Below are 15,407 nucleotides of genomic sequence, written 5' to 3' on the forward strand. Positions count from 1 at the left end.
ACTTCAGGCCGCGTCGTCCTGCTTATCCAGCAGCGGCAACAATTCCTCGGCCCACGACACCCAATCCTCTTCATACCGGATGCCACGCTTGAGCAGGGCGTGCTGCACTTGTTGCGCGCGCGTGGGCTGCGCGGCGGAGAAATCGCGCCGCTCGATCTGGCGATAGGTCTCGAGCCGCTCGCGGTGCAGGCCGATCAGCCGCGCCATCTCCGGCCTCAGCCCGAGCGGGCCCACGACAGCATCGGCACGCAGCTTCACCAGGATTTCATCTCGCACGTCCAGGCCGGCGGTAGGCGCCAGCACCCAGCGCGCCAGTTCGTCGCGCCCTGGCGGCAGCACGAAGTAGACCTTCTTGCGGTTCCTGGCGTCCCCCTCCCCCTCATCCGCGGCAATCCAGCCGTGCTCGGCCATGCGGCCCAGCTCCCGATAGATCTGCTGATGCGTCGCATGCCAGAAATAGCCGATGGAGCGGTCGAAGCGGCGAGCCAGCTCGTAGCCGGAAGACGGTTTTTCCAGAAGGGAGGTCAGGAGTGCGTGCTGAACGGACATGCGGGAAGCGTGACGTGGAGGCCGGTCGCCCGGTGGCGGCATAGGGCTGCCGCCATGGCTTTGAGTGGCGAGCGCCTATGGTAGCGCAAAGCCAGGCCCCGCCAGGGCTGCTGCTCACGGAGACCGCCAATTTCCGGCTGTTGGACACACGAAAAATGACAAGGCAATGACAACGCTGATGCAGATCTAAAAAATGCTAAATAGCATTTTTCGGCAGGGTGCAATACATTTGCAGACATAGTCATTCCGCATGCCTGTTGCCGGTTCTCGGCCACGGCACAGCCATGCCAGTCATTCACCAGGAGTGGTCCATGCCAGGACGAACAGATTTCGCCGAAGACCGGGATGTCCCGTGGGAGGCCGACGGGCCCCAAGCCGCCAGCCAGCCCGCGTCGGCTACAACGATGCCCGTGTACTACCGCCTGCCGGATACGCCGGACGGGCACCATATCAAGGAGTACGCCAGCGGCTTGCGTCAGCTGGTGCGTTTTGTGGGCGTGGAAGAACAGGTTGTCAAGTACAGCCTGGCCTGACGGCTGATGCGCGGCGTGCGCCGTGCACCGTGCACCGTCTCCTGCCAATGTTTCCCCCCTGTCTCCTCCTGCCCTGTGTGTGTGGGCCAGGATTGGGCCCGCAAACTACCGCGGGCTTTTTTCTGTCCTGAGCGCGTCCAGACGTCAAGCACACGTAAAAAGGCCGGCCCCGAAAGGGCCGGCCTTTTTACTGTCATCGGCCCGGGCCAGAAGTCCGGGCCGGGGCAACCGCGCGGGGATCGATCAGTCCACCGTGGCGCCCGAAGCCTTCACCACCTTGGCCCACTTGGCGGTCTCGGTCTTCATGAAAGCGGCCAGTTCGGCCGGCTTCTCGGGATGCGGCTCCGCGCCCTGGTCGGCCATCTGCTTCTTCACTTCCGGCATGGCCAGGATCTTCACCACTTCCGCATTCAGGCGATCGACGATCGGCTGCGGCGTGCCGCCGGTGGCATACAGCGCGAACCAGGACGTCGCTTCATAGCCCGGCACGCCGGATTCGGCCACGGTCGGCACGTTCGGCAGTGCCGGCGAGCGCTTGGCCGAGGTCACGGCGATGGCGCGCAGCTTGCCGGCCTTCACGTGCGGGTACGACGACGGCATGTTGTCGAACATCAGGCCGATCTGGTTACCCAGCAGGTCGTTGACCGCCGGGGCGCTGCCCTTGTACGGGATGTGCTGGATATGCAGGCCGGTCATCGAGTTGAACAACTCGCCCGACAGGTGCATCGACGAGCCGCTGCCCGATGAACCGTACGACAGCTTGTCCGGGTTGGCCTTGACGTAGGCGATCAGTTCCTTGACGTTGTTGACCGGCACCTTGGGGTTCACCACCACGATGTTCGGCACCATCGCCACGCGCGAGATCGGCGCGAAATCCTTGACCGGATCGAACGGCAGCTTGGAATAAAGCGACTGGTTGATGGCGTGGGTACCGATGGTGCCCATGAACAGGGTGTAGCCATCGCCCGGAGCCTTGGCCGCGATCGATGCGCCGATGTTGCCGCCCGCCCCCGGACGGTTGTCGATCACCACCGGCTGGCCGAGCGCCTTGCCCAGTTGCAGGCCGACGATGCGCGCCAGGATGTCGGTGGTGCCGCCGGCCGAGAACGGCACGATCATGGTGATCGGCTTGGTCGGATAGTTGCCTTGCGCGTAGGCTGCGCTGGTCATGCCGCCGAAGGTGGCGGCCAATGCCACACCGGCAGCCAGCAGGCGACGGCGCGCGCTGTTGTGCGGGGTGCGAGCTTGGGAATGGGATTTCATGTTTGCTCCAGGATAAATCGCTGTAAGCCCGCGCTTGTGGCGCGGGTCATCTTTTTTAGTTTTCTACGGACTAAATGCTGCGGTGTGATGACGGGTGCGCGTTTTGCGCCGGGCACGCTGCGGGACTATACGGGTGCGACGCCGAGGGTGGTGCCACCGCACACATAAAGCACCTGGCCGGTCACGAAGCCGTTCTCCGGCGACAGGAAGAACATCGAGGCGCGAGCCACGTCTTCCGGGGTCCCCATGCGCTTGACCGCGATGCTGGCGAGGATCCGCTTGGTCTGCTCGCTGCCTTCGGGGTTGCTCTTGCGGAACAGGTCGGTAGCAATCGGGCCAGGCGCCACGGCATTGACCGTGATGCCGTCGCCGCCGAGTTCCATCGCGAGCGTGCGGGTCATGCCGATCAGGCCGGCCTTGGTGGCGGAATACACCACGCGTTCCGGCTTGCCCAGCGCCGCGCGCGAGGCCATGTTCACGATGCGGCCAAAGCGTGCCGCGCGCATCGCGGGCAGGCAGGCCTGGGTCAGCAGCAGGGTGGCTTGCAGATGCAGGCCAACCACATAGTCCAGGTCTTCGACGCGCGCCGTGTCGGCCGTGCCGGGGCGGGTGGCGCCGGCATTATTGACCAGCCGGGTCACGGCAAAGCGCGAGGTCACCTGCTCGGCCGCGGCGCGGGTCGCGTCGGCATTGGTCAGGTCGGCCTGGACAAACGTCATATTGGGATGGGACCAGGCGGGGGCGACATAGTCGACATTGACCACCTGGGTCACGCCATCGGCCAGCAGCATTTCGCTGATGGCGCGGCCGATACCGGAACTGGCGCCGGTAACGAGCGTGGCAACGGGAAGGGACATCACATACTCCGACCGGCAAGGGGCACCGGGTCATGCTGAAGAGGATGCGACGAGAGCCGGCGAGCCAGTCGGCCCTGTCGCGCTGCTTCTTTGCGTTGGGAAACTTCATCAGCCTGCACTTCCACCGGGTACTAACGGCAGCCGCGCGGCATTCTTTAGCGCACGGCGCCCGCGAGCCGAAACCCGCGGGCGCCCGGGCGTCAAACGGTCAGGCTGCTGACGATCAGACGCGCTCGATCACCATGGCGATGCCCTGGCCCACGCCGATGCACATCGTGCACAGCGCGTAGCGGCCGCCGGTGCGGTGCAGCTGGTACATGGCGGTGGTGACCAGGCGGGCGCCGCTCATGCCGAGCGGGTGGCCCAGCGCGATCGCGCCGCCATTCGGGTTGACGCGTGCGTCGTCGTCGGCCACGCCGAGTTCGCGCAGCACGGCCAGGCCTTGCGCGGCGAACGCTTCGTTCAGCTCGATCACGTCCATCTGGGCGATGGTCATGCCGAGTTGCTTGAGCAGCTTTTGCGAAGCCGGTGCCGGGCCAATGCCCATCACGCGCGGCGCCACGCCGGCGGTTGCCATGCCGACGATGCGAGCCTTGGGCGTCAGGCCGTGCTGGCGGGCCGCGGCTTCGCTGGCGAGCAGGATGGCGCAGGCGCCGTCGTTCACGCCCGAGGCATTGCCGGCGGTCACGGTGCCATCGGCGCGAACCACGCCGCGCAGCTTGCCCAGCGCTTCCATGCTGGTGGCACGCGGGTGTTCGTCGCGGTCCACAACCAGCGGATCGCCCTTCTTCTGGGCGATCGTGACCGCGGTGATTTCCTGCGCCAGCGTGCCGTCGGCTTGCGCGCGCGATGCCTTTTCCTGGCTGCGCAGGGCCATCAGGTCCTGGTCTTCGCGGCTGATCTTGTAGTCGGTGGCAACGTTCTCGGCGGTCTCTGGCATCGAGTCCACGCCGTAAGCCGCGCGCATCGCCGGGTTGATGAAGCGCCAGCCGATGGTGGTGTCGAAAATCTGCGCATCGCGCGAGAAGGCGCTGGTGGCCTTGCCCATCACGAACGGGGCGCGGCTCATGCTTTCCACGCCACCGGCGAGCATCAGGCCGGCTTCGCCGGACTTGATCGCGCGCGCGGCGGTGCCGGTAGCGTCCATGCCAGAGCCGCACAGGCGGTTGATGGTGGCGCCCGGCACGCTTTGCGGCAGGCCGGCCAGCAGCAGCGACATGCGCGCTACGTTGCGGTTGTCTTCGCCGGCCTGGTTGGCATTGCCGTAGATCACGTCGTCAATGGCGGACCAGTCCAGGTTCGGGTTGCGTGCCATCAGGGCCTTGAGCGGCACCGCGCCCAGGTCGTCCGGGCGAACGCCGGACAGGCTACCGCCGTAGCGGCCGATGGGGGTACGGATGGCGTCGCAGATGAAGGCTTCGGTCATGGTTGTCTCTCTCTTGCTTGTTCGTGATCGTGAAAACGGGAGGCTTGCAAGCGTGCTCGCCGGGGCTGGCCCCGCCGGTCAGGCCAACACTCAGGCACTCAGGCAGAAGCGCCCTGCTTGAGCGGCACGCCGGTCAGGCGTTGCAGTTCGTCGAAGGACAGGCCTTCAACCAGATCGCGCGCCACCAGCCCGTCAGGCGTGACGTCGATAGTCGCCAGATCGGTATAGATGCGCGTGACGCAGGTCATGCCGGTCAGCGGATACGTGCATTCCGCCACGATCTTGCTCTCGCCCTGCTTGGTCTGGTGTTCCATCATCACGAACACCTCCTTGGCGCCAATCGCCAGGTCCATCGCGCCGCCCACGGCGGGAATCGCGCCCGGCGCGCCGGTATGCCAGTTGGCCAGGTCGCCCTTCACCGAGACCTGGAAAGCCCCCAGCACGCAAAAGTCGAGGTGGCCGCCGCGCATCATGGCGAAGGAATCGGCATGGTGGAAATACGAGCCGCCCGGCTTGATCGTGACCGGCTGCTTGCCGGCGTTGATCAGGTCGCCGTCTTCTTCGCCGGCGGGGGGTGCCTTGCCCATGCCGAGCAGGCCGTTCTCGCTGTGCAGCAGGATTTCACGGTCGGCTGGCAGGTGATTGCCAACCAAGGTGGGCAGGCCGATGCCGAGATTGACCACGGCACCGTCGGGAATGTCTTTGGCCACGCGGGCGGCCATCTGATCGCGGGTCAGGCGTTGCATATTCTGGATCTCCTTGGCGCTCAGGCASCGGCCTGGCTGGCGCCGTCGACCTTGACGACGCGCTTGACGAACAACCCCGGGGTCACGATGTGTTCCGGGTCCAGCTCGCCGAGTTCGACGATCTCGCTGACCTGCACGATGGGGCATTTGGCGGCCATCGCCATGATGGGGCCGAAGTTGCGCGCGGTCTTGCGGTAGGTCAGATTGCCCCAGCGGTCGGCGCGCAGCGCCTTGATCAGGGCGAAGTCGGCATGGATGGGCGTCTCGTAGACGTAGCCCTGGCCGTCGATGATGCGGGTTTCCTTGCCCTCGGCCAGCGGCGTGCCATAGGCGGTGCGGGTGAAGAAGCCGCCGATGCCGGCGCCGGCGGCGCGGATGCGCTCGGCCAGATTGCCCTGCGGCACCAGTTCCAGTTCGATCTTGCCGGCGTGGTAGAGCGAATCGAAGACGTAGGAGTCGGCCTGGCGCGGGAAAGAGCAAATGATCTTGCGCACGCGCTCGGTCTTGAGCAGCGCGGCCAGCCCGGTGTCGCCATTGCCGGCGTTGTTGTTGACGATGGTGAGGTCGCGGGCGCCCTGGGCGATGAGGGCATCGATGAGCTCCGCCGGCATGCCTGCCATGCCGAAGCCGCCGATCAGGATGGTGGCGCCGTCCTGGATATCGGCCATGGCCGATTCCACCGAGTCGAATAGCTTGTTGATCACTTGCGTTCCAGTTCCGAGAGTCCGGACGAACTATCCGGAACCGGCCGCCAAGGAGGGAAATCAGGCGGCGCGCAAACGCTGTCTCCGGACAGTCCTGCCGGAAGAGCCATCCGGCTTGGGCGCCCTCCGCTTGCAAAAGGCGCACCGCCGGAAACGAATCCAACAGACTTTGGTTTTTCTTATTATTGTGGTTTGTTCTAATTGCGAACTTCAATTCGCAGAATGAACAGGTTACACCCGCTGTCCGCGGGTGGTCAAGGCGCCGGCAAATCGCTTGTGCGTTAGCCGGCCACAACCGTAGGGCAGTTGAAAGCTAGCTTGCCAATGGGGCCACGGTGGCCCGGAACATCGGACAGCTTACGCTCTTCAGGCCCCGCTGAGGTGGTCCCGGGCCGCTACGGCAATTGCAGCTCCGCCCGGCTGCCGCCGGCCCCCGCCCGGATCTCCAGCCGCACATCGATGCGCTCGCGCAGCTCGGCCACGTGGGAAATGATGCCCACCAGCCGCCCGGCATGCTGCAGGTCGATCAGGGTGCGGATGGCAAAGTCCAGGCTCTCCGGATCGAGCGTGCCGAAACCCTCGTCGACAAACAAGGTATCGAGCTGGATCCCGCCCGCGCGCGACTGCACCACATCGGCCAGCCCCAGCGCGAGCGAGAGCGAGGCCAGGAAGCCCTCGCCTCCGGACAAGGTATTGGCCGGGCGCGCCATGCCGGTATCGTGGTCGAACACCTCCAGGTCCAGGCCGCCGGCGGTACGCTGGTCGCCCTGCTGGCGCACGCGCTGCAGCTCATACCGGTTGCGGCTCATGCGCATCAGCCGCAGCGAGGCCGCTTCCAGCACCTCGTCGAGCAAGGTGGCCAGCACGAAGCGCTGGAATGTCATGCGGCGCGGATTGTTGCCGTTGGCCACTTCGGCCAGGCGGCCAAGCACCGCGTAGCTGCGCTCGATGTCCGCGCCCTTGCTGGCCAGTGCATCCAGCCGCTGCTGGCACTGCAGCAGGTTCTCGCGGCTGCGGTGCAGGTCGGCCTGCTGCCGGACCAGTGCCTCGAGCGCGCCGGCGGCGTCCGCCTGAGCCTGGCGCAGCGCGGCAAGATCCGGCGGGGCAAGGTCGCGCGCGGCGATGGCGGCGCGCTCGCGGCGATCGCCGGCAGCGGCCAGGTCGAGGTCGAAGCGATTGACCTGGGCTTCGGCCTGCTCCATCTGCGCGCCCGGCATGCGCGCCTCGGCGTAGGCCTGGCGGGTGACAAAGCCGGCTTGCTCCAGCGCGCTCGCGAATGCGGCACCCGCCTGCGTCTCCCGCTTTGCGTGAGTAGCGAGGCTCGCTTGCGCGGCGGCTTGCGCGGCCAGGGCTGCCGCCAGCCCCACGCCGGCTTGCTTGTCGGCTGCCTGCGCGGCGGCCAGTGCGGCTTCGCGCGCGGCAAGGTCACGGCGTGCCTGTGCCAGCGCAGCGGCGAGCCGCTCCGGCTCGCGCCGGTCCGGCGGCACCTGCGTACTGGCGGCCTGCCACTCGCCCTGGAGCTTGGCGTGACGCTGGCCTGCATCCTGCACAGCGGCCTCGGCGGCGCGAATGGCCGCCTCGGCTGCCGTGAGGGCGGCTTGCTGCCGCTCAACTTCCGCGGCCAGCGGCTGGCAACGGCCGGCGGCCGCCTCTGCCGCCTGTTGCTGCTGGCGCAGCGCCTGGATGGCGCCGGCGAGCTGCTGCCTGGCCGCCGCCGGGTCTTGCGCGGCGCCGTCGGGCATGCCCATCGCTCCCGCCGCTTCGCGCAGTTCATCCAGTTGTTCCTGCCGGTGCATGGCGGCCAGCGATGCACCTTGCGCACGGCTGGCTGCGGCCTGCGCCGCCTGGTCGGCAAGCCGTGCGGCCTCGCGGGCCAGGTCCAGTGCCTCGTCGGAGACCGGCGCATCGACGTGCCGCGCCAGTTGCGGGTGCGCGGTGCTCCCGCAGACTGCGCACGCCTGGCCATCCTGCAAGCCGGCAGCCAGCCGCGCGGCTTGCCCGGCCCGCCAGGCCTGCTCCGTCTCGCGCAGGCGCAGCAGGCTTGCCGCCTGCTGCTGGGCGGCTTGCTGCGCGGCGAGCTGGTCGGCGTCGGCCTGGCGGCGCGCTTGCTCGCATTGCGCCAGCGTGGCGGCGTATTTGTCGAGCGTGGTTGCCTGCTGCGCCAGGCCGGCCTGCTTGAGCTGGATCGTCTCCAGCCCGCGCGCGCCTTCCTGCGCCTGCGCCAGGCCGGCCTCGGCCTGGCGCAACGTGGCGGTGACTTGCTGCTGCGCCTGCAGCGCCCCGGCATGGGCCGCGCCCGCTTGCGCCTGCTGGCGTGCCGCAGCCGCCAACTCCTGCTGCAGCACGCCGAGCCGCTGCGCCTGCGGCAACATGGCCTCCAGCTCCGTCACCTGCTTTTGCGCCGTCTGGCGCTCGCCGGCGCGGGCCACTTCGGCCTCAAGCCCCGCCGCGGCGGTGGTCGAGACGGCGGCGCAATCGGCAGACCGCGCGCTTGCCGCGGCCAGCGCTTGCTGCGCCTGCTGGTGTTCCTGCACGGCCTGCCCCAGATGCTGCTCGAACGGCTGCACCTGCATGGCTCGGCGTGCGGCCTGCAGGCGCTGGCGCTGCGCCTCCATCTCGGGCCGCTGCGCCATCAGCGCAGCATGGGCCGCCTCGGTATCGCGCTGCTCCCGCAAGCGGGCATCCGTCTGCTCGCCCTGCCGGGTTGCCAATGTGGCCACCTCCAGCGCGGTGCGCGCGGCCACATCGCGCTGCTGCAGTTCGGCCAGCTGGGCCTGCAACCCCGCAGCCTGCTCCCGCAGCGCGTCCACGGACTCCAACTGATACTGCTGCAGCAACGCCGTCTGCTCGATGCGCAGGCGCTCGGCTTCCTGGCGAATGCCGGCCGCCTGCCCCTTGAGCAGTTCCTCCACGCGCCGATACAGCTCGGTGCGGAACAGCCGCTCGAGGATGGCCTGGCGGCTCTTGGAATCCGCCGTGAGCAATTCGCGAAAGCGCCCCTGCGGCAGCACGATCACTTGGCGGAACTGGCTGCTGTCAAAGCCCAGCAGGTTGCGCACGAAGTCATCGACCTTGTTGGGCTGGCTCGCCTTGCTGGTCCAGCCCGCGTCGCCCATGACATCAAGCTGGGCCTTGGGCGTTTCCTTGACGGTGCCCTCGCCGCGCAGCTTGGGCCGCTCCTGCGCGGGCGAACGCGTGGCCATGTAGCGCTGGCCACCCAAGCTGAACTCGAACGTCACCTCCGTGCGCAAGGCCGGATCGGCGTTGGCGCTGCGCATGTCCTGCGCGCTGCGCTCGCCGCCAGAGGTGTCGCCGTAGAGTGCAAAGCAGATCGCGTCGAGCAGGGTGGTCTTGCCCGCGCCGGTGGGGCCGTGGATCAGGAAGAAAGCCCGCTCCCCGAGCCGGGTGAAGTCGATTTCCTCGCTGGCGGCAAACGGGCCGAAGGCTTGCAATTTCAGGCGCAGCGGTCTCATGCGGACTCCCGGTCTGCGCGGGCAATGCCCTCAAGCACCTGGTCGAGCACGCGGCGCTTGTCGTCGTCCAGCTCCTCGTCCGCCACCTCCTTGAAGAAGTTGGCGAACAGCTCGCCGGTATCGAGCTGCCGCAGGCGCTGGCCTGCCGCCCCGGCCTCGCCCGAACGCGCCAGCACGGCGCGCTCGATGGCGAGCGCATTGGGATAGGCCTGGCGCAAGCGCGCCATCGGATCGAGCAAGGCGCCGTTGTCGGTCAACACCGCGTGGATGTAGTCATCGCGCCGCGGGTCTGCCGCGCCTTGCGCGAGCAGATCGGCCAGTTGCCCTTCGACCATGCGCAGGTCGCGCCGGGGCGACAGCGCGATCGGCTCGATGCTGACGGCGCCATCGGCCGCCAGCTCGATCAGCGAGACCGACTTGGCATGCGTGACTTCGGACAGCGAGTACTTCAGCAAGGAGCCGGCGTAGTGGATGCGCTGGCTGAAGGTCTGCGGGCGATGCAGGTGGCCAAGCGCGACCAGGTCGAAACCGTCGAACACGCTGGCGGCAACGGCGCCGCTGCCGCCAACCGACAGCGGCCGCTCGGATTCGCTAGCCTCGCCACCGATCACGAAAGCGTGGGCCACCACCACCGAACGCGCCTGCGCCGGATGGCTGGCGCGGATCGCGTCCAGGCGCGCCGCCAACGCCGCCTGGTGCCCGGGCAGTTCCATGTCAAAGGCGTCGCGCACGGTTGCGGGCTCGGCATAGGGCAAGGCGTAGATCCGTACTTCGCCATGGGCATCGGACAAGGTCACGCAAGTGGCATCACGCTCGGTGATGCCGGCCACGTGCAAACCCTGCGCCGTCAGCAGCCGCGCGCCGAAACCAAGCCGCTGGGCGCTGTCGTGATTGCCCGCGATCATCACCACCGGAATGCCGGCATCCACCACGATGCGGGCCAGCACGTCGTCCAGCAACGCCACGGCCTCGGGCGGCGGCACCGCGCGGTCATACACGTCGCCGGCGATCAGCACCGCATCGGGCCGGCGCTCGCGCACCAGCGCAACGAATTGGTCAAGCACCCAGGCCTGGTCTTCAATCAGGCTGCGCGCATGGAATACGCGCCCGAGATGCCAGTCGGCAGTGTGAAGAAAACGCAATGTGAATCCCTAGCAGTATGTGGACGGGCCGGAGCGGACCGCGGCGGCACGCGCCATCATAACGTTGCGCAGCCGTCATTCAGCTTCGGTTCAGCCTGCACTCTCCACAATAGGCGCCGAGCCAGTGCAAAAGCACCGCCTCCGGCACAATGGGCTGGCCAGGTTGCCGCCCCCCAGCCGGTATGTTTCAACCAGACCTGAGAGAGAAACCATGAAACGCATCCTGATCGCGGCAGTACTGACGGCTACGGCCGCATTGGCACAAGCGCAGTACGTGGGCCCAACCACGGTTCCGACGACCACCGTCAAGGCGTTGACGGAGCAAGGCAAGGATGACCAGCATGCCGTGCTGCGCGGGCAGATCATCAGCAGCGTGGGCCACGAGCTTTACCAGCTCGACGACGGCACCGGCCAGATCCGGATCAAGATCGACAAGAAGCTGTGGCCTGCCGGAAAGCCAGTGGACGCATCGACCAAGGTGGAACTGCTGGGCGAATACGACAAGCAGCTCTTCGGCGACTCCAAGTTCAAGGTCAAGCAGATCCGCATTCTTTAATGCATAGCGCAAAAACGGCGATGCCCGGGCCGTAAGCACCCGGGCATCGCCGCACTGACGTCTGGAAGCCTGGAATCCTGATTATTCCTGGATATTGGCTTCGCTCACGATCTTGCGGTACGACTCGGTTTCCCTGGCGATGAAGCTGCGAAAGGCGGCGGCGTCCTTCGCATCGATATCGACACCCGATTCGGACAGCTTGCTCTTCACTTCCGGCGCGTTGATGGCGCGAGCCAGTGCGTCCGTCAGCTTGTCGGTCACCGCCTTGGGCGTGCCCACCGGCGCGAACAAGCCAAACCACAGGCGCATGTCCACATTGGCCAGGGCCTTGTTCTCCGCCAGTGCCGGGATATTGGGCGCGGCATGCGAGCGCGTGGCCGAGGTCACGCCAATCGCTTGCAGCTTGCCCGATTTGATCTGCGGCAGCGCCGTCGACAGCACCAGCACGCCCAACTCGATCTGGTTTGCCATCAGGTCGGCGATGGCCGGCGCGCCGCCCTTGTACGGCACGTGGGTCATATCGACCTTGCTGGCGCCGCGGATCAGCTCTCCCGACAAATGCAGCGGCGTGCCGATGCCCGAGGTGCCGTAGTTCACCGGCTTCTTGCTCTTGGCCAGCGCCAGGAAACCCGCCACGCCCTGAATGCCGGAATGCGCGCCGGACACCAGCACCATGGGCTGCGAGCCCACCATGCGCAAGGGCACGAGATCCCGCTGGCCGTCGTACTTGATCTTCGGGTTGGTCAGCTTGGCGATCGAGATTTCGCTGTTGGAACCCAGCAGCAACGTGTAGCCGTCGGCCGGCGCGTTGATGGTCTTGAGCGCGCCGATGGTGCCGCTGGCGCCCGGCGCATTGTCCACCACCACCGATACACCCAGGTCCTGGCCAAGGCGCTGGCTCAGCACGCGCGCCACGAGGTCGTTGCTGCCGCCGGCGGCGTAGGGCACGACGATGGTGATGGGGCGGTCTGGATAACCAGCGGCCTGGGCAGGCACTACGGCCAGGGTCAGCGTGGCAGTCGTAACGATCGTGACGGCTGCGGACAGCGCCGTGGCGAGGGACTTCTTCATCGGATTCCTTTTCTGGCGCCTGAGGCGCTCCTTTGATGTGGCAAGCGTGATGCGGGAAACCAGCGGATTGCCGGCCTCATGATGCGGATCGCAATATACATGCCATCCAAAAAACTAGCCAAGTCTCGTTTACGAGACTATACGAGCATTGTTGCCGTCGTCATGCACCACAATCGAGCATCAAAGACATATTGATGCACAAAATGCGACTGATCCGGATCATCCGGCTGTGAAGGGTATATCGTCCGGAAGCACGGATGCCTTGAACACGGGGAAGCGCGACGGCATGCCATTCCGACACGATGCTTCTCTCGCCATCCGGCCACGGCCCATGCTAGGATGGGCCTTGTCTTCTTTTTGAGATTCCCCGAGGATGGACGCTCCGCTCGCTGCCGGCCCAATGGTTGATTTCGTTGAAATCGGCAATCGCCTGCGCGCGTACCGTCTAGGCGCGGGGATGCGCGCGGAAGCCATCGCCGAACAGCTCGGCGTATCGCGGGCCGCGATCTATCGCATGGAGAAGGGCGACATCGTCAAGATCGAGACCCTTGGCCGTCTCGCCCAGTTGCTCGGCACCTCGCTGGCTTCCATGCTGGGGGTCGAGTCCGAGTACTACTACTCGGCCGTGGCGTATATCGAGCGCATGCGCCAGCTCGAGCACGGCGCAACGCGCATCCTGGCCCATTTCGAACCGATCTCCTACCTGCTGACCTCGCCCGATTACGCCGGCCACCTGCGCCAGATGCTGGCGGAGAGCCCGCAGCCGGCGCCAGCCGCAACCATCGACGCCCTGCTGGACCTGCTGGAAGAGCGCAAGCAATCGTTCGCGCGCAGCGTGCCGCCCATCACCAGCCTGATCGACCTGCGCTCGCTGGAGCGCTTCGTGCATTTTGGCTTGGTGGGACGGCTGGACCTGCCGCCCGCGGTGCGCATGGAGCGCTCGCTGGCAGCCCGGCGCGAGATCGAACGCGTGATCGACCTGCTGGACGCGCAGCCCATCGGCCTGCAGATCGGCATCGTCGACGGCAGCATGCCCAACGTGACCTTCCAGGTCTTCGAGCGGCCCGGCAAGGCTTATGTGGCCACCAGCCCATTCCGTTTTGGCGAATTTCCCAACGTGTCCACCGGCATCGCCACCGTGACCGCGGCGCCCGAGGCGGTACGGCTTTACACCACCATGGTCAATGACCTATGGCAACGCGCCTACAAGGGGCGCGATGGCGCCGCGCTGCTGCGGCGCATGTTGAACAGCGTATGAGCGGGCGCGATCCGCCATGCAGCCATTTTCATTTGATGTACCGAACCCGTTCTCACTAACCGATATTGCGCCATGACGCTTGAAACCACCCTCCAGCAATTCCAGGATTCGCTCCCCGGCACCGACGCCTTCGTGACGGTGAAGAAAGCCACGCGCGAGCTGATCGACACCGACCCCGCACACGCGGCAGCCTACTTCCTGCTGTACGGCTTTGCCCGCTCGTACGTGCTGCTGTACGAGGACCAGGCAGTGACCATGGACTTTGCCGAAGCCGCCAAGCAGGAACTGCTCGGCTACATGCAAGGCATTGCGCGCACGCTGCACGGCGAGAGCGCCGCGCTGCTGGCGGAAATGAACCGCATCATCAGCGCGTACCAGGGCGGCAAGAAGACGTTCTGAGGCGCGGCGCCCCCGTGCCATGACGGGGACAATTCACGCCGGCTCGGCCTCGTTGTCGGCGATCTGGAACTTGCGCATCTTCTCCCACAGCACCTTGCGGCTGATGCCCAGGCTGGCCGCCGTATCCTGGCGCCGCCAGCTATTGGCATCCAGCGCGGCCACAATGCGGCGGCGCTCCTCGGTCTCGCCGCGCCAGTCGGCCGTGCGCTCGCTGCTATCGAACGCACCCGGGCGCAGGCTGCGGAACAAAGGCCGGATCCGCGCCTCGTCCCAATGCCCGGTCTGCTGCACGGTAATGCCGATGCGCTCGGCCAGGTTGCGCAGCTCGCGCACATTCCCCGTGAAAAACGCCGTGCCCACCGCCCCCTTGAGCCAGTCAGGCACAGGCGGCAACGCGTCCAGCCCTGAGGCCCCGAGCATCTGCTTGAGGAACGACACCAGCAACGCCACCTTATCGACAGCGCCCCGCTCCTCCAGGCTGGGCAGCCGCAGCTCGATCACCGCCAGCCGGAAATACAGGTCCGCACGGAAGCGGCCCTGCGACACGGCCTCGCGCAGATCCTTGTTGGTGGCCGCGACCAGGCGGAAATCCAGCTTGACCGGCATGGTCGAGCCAAGCCGGGTCAGCGCGCTCTCCTCCAGCACGCGCAGCAGCTTGACCTGCTGGAACATCGGCAGGTCACCGATTTCATCCAGGAACAGCGTGCCGCCGTTGGCCTGCTCGAAGAAGCCGCGGTGCGCAAACATGGCGCCGGTAAACGCGCCCTTGGCATGGCCAAAGAACTGCGACTCGAACAAGCCATCGGGAATCGCTCCGCAATTCACGGCAACGAACGGCCCCTTGCCATAGATGTTGTTGCGCTCGTGAAAGCGCTGCGCGATCCGCTCCTTGCCCGCGCCGGTCTCGCCATACAGCATCACGTTGCTGCCGAAATCCGCGAAGGTCTCCACCTGCGACAGGAACTGCTGCATGGCGGGCGACTCCGCCACCAGATCCGCCACCGCATTCGCCGGCTCGGCCGCCGCCAGCAACTGCGGCAGCAGCTTGCCAATCTGGTTGCGCAGATCCGGCCCCGTGAAATCGTCGGCAAGGATATGCGCATACTCCGCGGGAAAGCGCCCCGGATCCGTCTCGCGCCCCGGCGCCGCCACCCACACCACGGGCATGCCGTGGGCCGCCTCCCAGTCCAGCGCGGTGAACTTCGCTGCGCCGATCACCGAGACACTGATGACCGCCACGCACGGCTTGAGCCGCGGCTCCGCGGGCAACGCCTCCAGCGCGCCGGCGCGGATCACGTCCACGCCAAGCGGTGACAGGAAACGCGCCACCCGGTCGGCAATGTCAGACTTGCCTTCCCATACATATACTTCAAGGCTCTCGTAAGCCCAGCGATCTGTCTTCATCTGTCTTCCGCCGTATAGCGATTAGC

Annotated in this window: 14 protein-coding genes; 4 read left to right on the forward strand and 10 right to left on the reverse strand. The window is 66.6% G+C overall.

Features of this window, described 5'->3' with window-relative positions; translation table 11 throughout:
- Positions 1–3: 3 nt before the first annotated feature.
- A complete protein-coding gene (locus tag AC1DQR_RS08005; RefSeq protein ID WP_150993161.1) occupies positions 4–549 on the reverse strand; it encodes a PadR family transcriptional regulator in 546 nt (181 codons plus the stop codon).
- A gap of 311 nt (positions 550–860) precedes the next feature.
- On the opposite strand from AC1DQR_RS08005, the gene AC1DQR_RS08010 reads away from it, so the two are divergent.
- On the forward strand, positions 861–1,082 hold the full coding sequence (locus AC1DQR_RS08010) for a hypothetical protein (protein ID WP_416051513.1): 222 nt from the start codon (positions 861–863) through the stop codon (positions 1,080–1,082).
- Between the two features lie 243 nt (positions 1,083–1,325).
- Here the strand turns inward: AC1DQR_RS08010 and AC1DQR_RS08015 are convergent, their stop codons facing one another.
- The 7 genes from AC1DQR_RS08015 to AC1DQR_RS08045 form a co-directional block, all read right to left on the reverse strand.
- Positions 1,326–2,345, reverse strand: a complete 1,020-nt coding sequence (locus AC1DQR_RS08015; protein WP_150993157.1) for a Bug family tripartite tricarboxylate transporter substrate binding protein — start codon at positions 2,343–2,345, stop codon at positions 1,326–1,328.
- Positions 2,346–2,470: 125 nt separating this feature from the next.
- Positions 2,471–3,202 (reverse strand): SDR family NAD(P)-dependent oxidoreductase, encoded by a 732-nt coding sequence (locus AC1DQR_RS08020; RefSeq protein WP_043357057.1) that lies wholly within the window; start codon positions 3,200–3,202, stop codon positions 2,471–2,473.
- A 223-nt stretch (positions 3,203–3,425) separates the two neighbouring features.
- Complete coding sequence (gene pcaF, locus AC1DQR_RS08025; protein ID WP_416051512.1) at positions 3,426–4,628, reverse strand: 3-oxoadipyl-CoA thiolase; 1,203 nt, start codon at positions 4,626–4,628, stop codon at positions 3,426–3,428.
- A 98-nt stretch (positions 4,629–4,726) separates the two neighbouring features.
- Positions 4,727–5,374 (reverse strand): 3-oxoacid CoA-transferase subunit B, encoded by a 648-nt coding sequence (locus AC1DQR_RS08030; protein WP_043357060.1) that lies wholly within the window; start codon positions 5,372–5,374, stop codon positions 4,727–4,729.
- Between the two features lie 20 nt (positions 5,375–5,394).
- A complete protein-coding gene (locus AC1DQR_RS08035; RefSeq protein WP_477132847.1) occupies positions 5,395–6,078 on the reverse strand; it encodes a 3-oxoacid CoA-transferase subunit A in 684 nt (227 codons plus the stop codon).
- Positions 6,079–6,473: 395 nt separating this feature from the next.
- Positions 6,474–9,551 carry an AAA family ATPase gene (locus tag AC1DQR_RS08040; protein WP_477132848.1) on the reverse strand — a complete coding sequence of 1,026 codons (3,078 nt, stop codon included), beginning with the start codon at positions 9,549–9,551 and terminating at the stop codon, positions 6,474–6,476.
- Complete coding sequence (locus AC1DQR_RS08045) at positions 9,548–10,693, reverse strand: exonuclease SbcCD subunit D (protein WP_477132849.1); 1,146 nt, start codon at positions 10,691–10,693, stop codon at positions 9,548–9,550. The genes AC1DQR_RS08040 and AC1DQR_RS08045 overlap by 4 nt, the downstream gene beginning before the upstream one ends.
- Positions 10,694–10,904: 211 nt before the next feature.
- Between AC1DQR_RS08045 and AC1DQR_RS08050 the strand changes: the two genes are divergently transcribed.
- The gene (locus tag AC1DQR_RS08050; protein ID WP_477132850.1) at positions 10,905–11,249 is read left to right on the forward strand and encodes a NirD/YgiW/YdeI family stress tolerance protein; all 345 of its coding nucleotides are present in this window, start codon (positions 10,905–10,907) and stop codon (positions 11,247–11,249) included.
- An 81-nt stretch (positions 11,250–11,330) separates the two neighbouring features.
- On the opposite strand, the gene AC1DQR_RS08055 is transcribed toward AC1DQR_RS08050, so the two are convergent.
- Positions 11,331–12,320: a Bug family tripartite tricarboxylate transporter substrate binding protein gene (locus tag AC1DQR_RS08055; protein ID WP_416051508.1), complete on the reverse strand. Its 990-nt coding sequence runs from the start codon at positions 12,318–12,320 to the stop codon at positions 11,331–11,333.
- A gap of 400 nt (positions 12,321–12,720) precedes the next feature.
- Between AC1DQR_RS08055 and AC1DQR_RS08060 the strand changes: the two genes are divergently transcribed.
- The gene (locus AC1DQR_RS08060) at positions 12,721–13,578 is read left to right on the forward strand and encodes a helix-turn-helix domain-containing protein (RefSeq protein WP_309405743.1); all 858 of its coding nucleotides are present in this window, start codon (positions 12,721–12,723) and stop codon (positions 13,576–13,578) included.
- 72 nt (positions 13,579–13,650) lie between these two features.
- Positions 13,651–13,977 carry a hypothetical protein gene (locus AC1DQR_RS08065; RefSeq protein ID WP_477132851.1) on the forward strand — a complete coding sequence of 109 codons (327 nt, stop codon included), beginning with the start codon at positions 13,651–13,653 and terminating at the stop codon, positions 13,975–13,977.
- Between the two features lie 33 nt (positions 13,978–14,010).
- On the opposite strand, the gene AC1DQR_RS08070 is transcribed toward AC1DQR_RS08065, so the two are convergent.
- Positions 14,011–15,381: a sigma 54-interacting transcriptional regulator gene (locus tag AC1DQR_RS08070; RefSeq protein ID WP_416051507.1), complete on the reverse strand. Its 1,371-nt coding sequence runs from the start codon at positions 15,379–15,381 to the stop codon at positions 14,011–14,013.
- Between the last annotated feature and the right edge of the window lie 26 nt (positions 15,382–15,407).

The sequence above is a fragment of the Cupriavidus sp. 05L411 genome, assembly GCF_056398045.1.

Bases quoted from the DNA above. Each gene is read 5' to 3' on its own strand.
- AC1DQR_RS08005 (WP_150993161.1), bottom strand. From the start codon at position 549: ATGTCCGTTCAGCACGCACTCCTGACCTCCCTTCTGGAAAAACCGTCT.
- AC1DQR_RS08010 (WP_416051513.1), top strand. From the start codon at position 861: ATGCCAGGACGAACAGATTTCGCCGAAGACCGGGATGTCCCGTGGGAG.
- AC1DQR_RS08015 (WP_150993157.1), bottom strand. From the start codon at position 2,345: ATGAAATCCCATTCCCAAGCTCGCACCCCGCACAACAGCGCGCGCCGT.
- AC1DQR_RS08020 (WP_043357057.1), bottom strand. From the start codon at position 3,202: ATGTCCCTTCCCGTTGCCACGCTCGTTACCGGCGCCAGTTCCGGTATC.
- pcaF (WP_416051512.1), bottom strand. From the start codon at position 4,628: ATGACCGAAGCCTTCATCTGCGACGCCATCCGTACCCCCATCGGCCGC.
- AC1DQR_RS08030 (WP_043357060.1), bottom strand. From the start codon at position 5,374: ATGCAACGCCTGACCCGCGATCAGATGGCCGCCCGCGTGGCCAAAGAC.
- AC1DQR_RS08040 (WP_477132848.1), bottom strand. From the start codon at position 9,551: ATGAGACCGCTGCGCCTGAAATTGCAAGCCTTCGGCCCGTTTGCCGCC.
- AC1DQR_RS08050 (WP_477132850.1), top strand. From the start codon at position 10,905: ATGAAACGCATCCTGATCGCGGCAGTACTGACGGCTACGGCCGCATTG.
- AC1DQR_RS08055 (WP_416051508.1), bottom strand. From the start codon at position 12,320: ATGAAGAAGTCCCTCGCCACGGCGCTGTCCGCAGCCGTCACGATCGTT.
- AC1DQR_RS08060 (WP_309405743.1), top strand. From the start codon at position 12,721: ATGGTTGATTTCGTTGAAATCGGCAATCGCCTGCGCGCGTACCGTCTA.
- AC1DQR_RS08065 (WP_477132851.1), top strand. From the start codon at position 13,651: ATGACGCTTGAAACCACCCTCCAGCAATTCCAGGATTCGCTCCCCGGC.
- AC1DQR_RS08070 (WP_416051507.1), bottom strand. From the start codon at position 15,381: ATGAAGACAGATCGCTGGGCTTACGAGAGCCTTGAAGTATATGTATGG.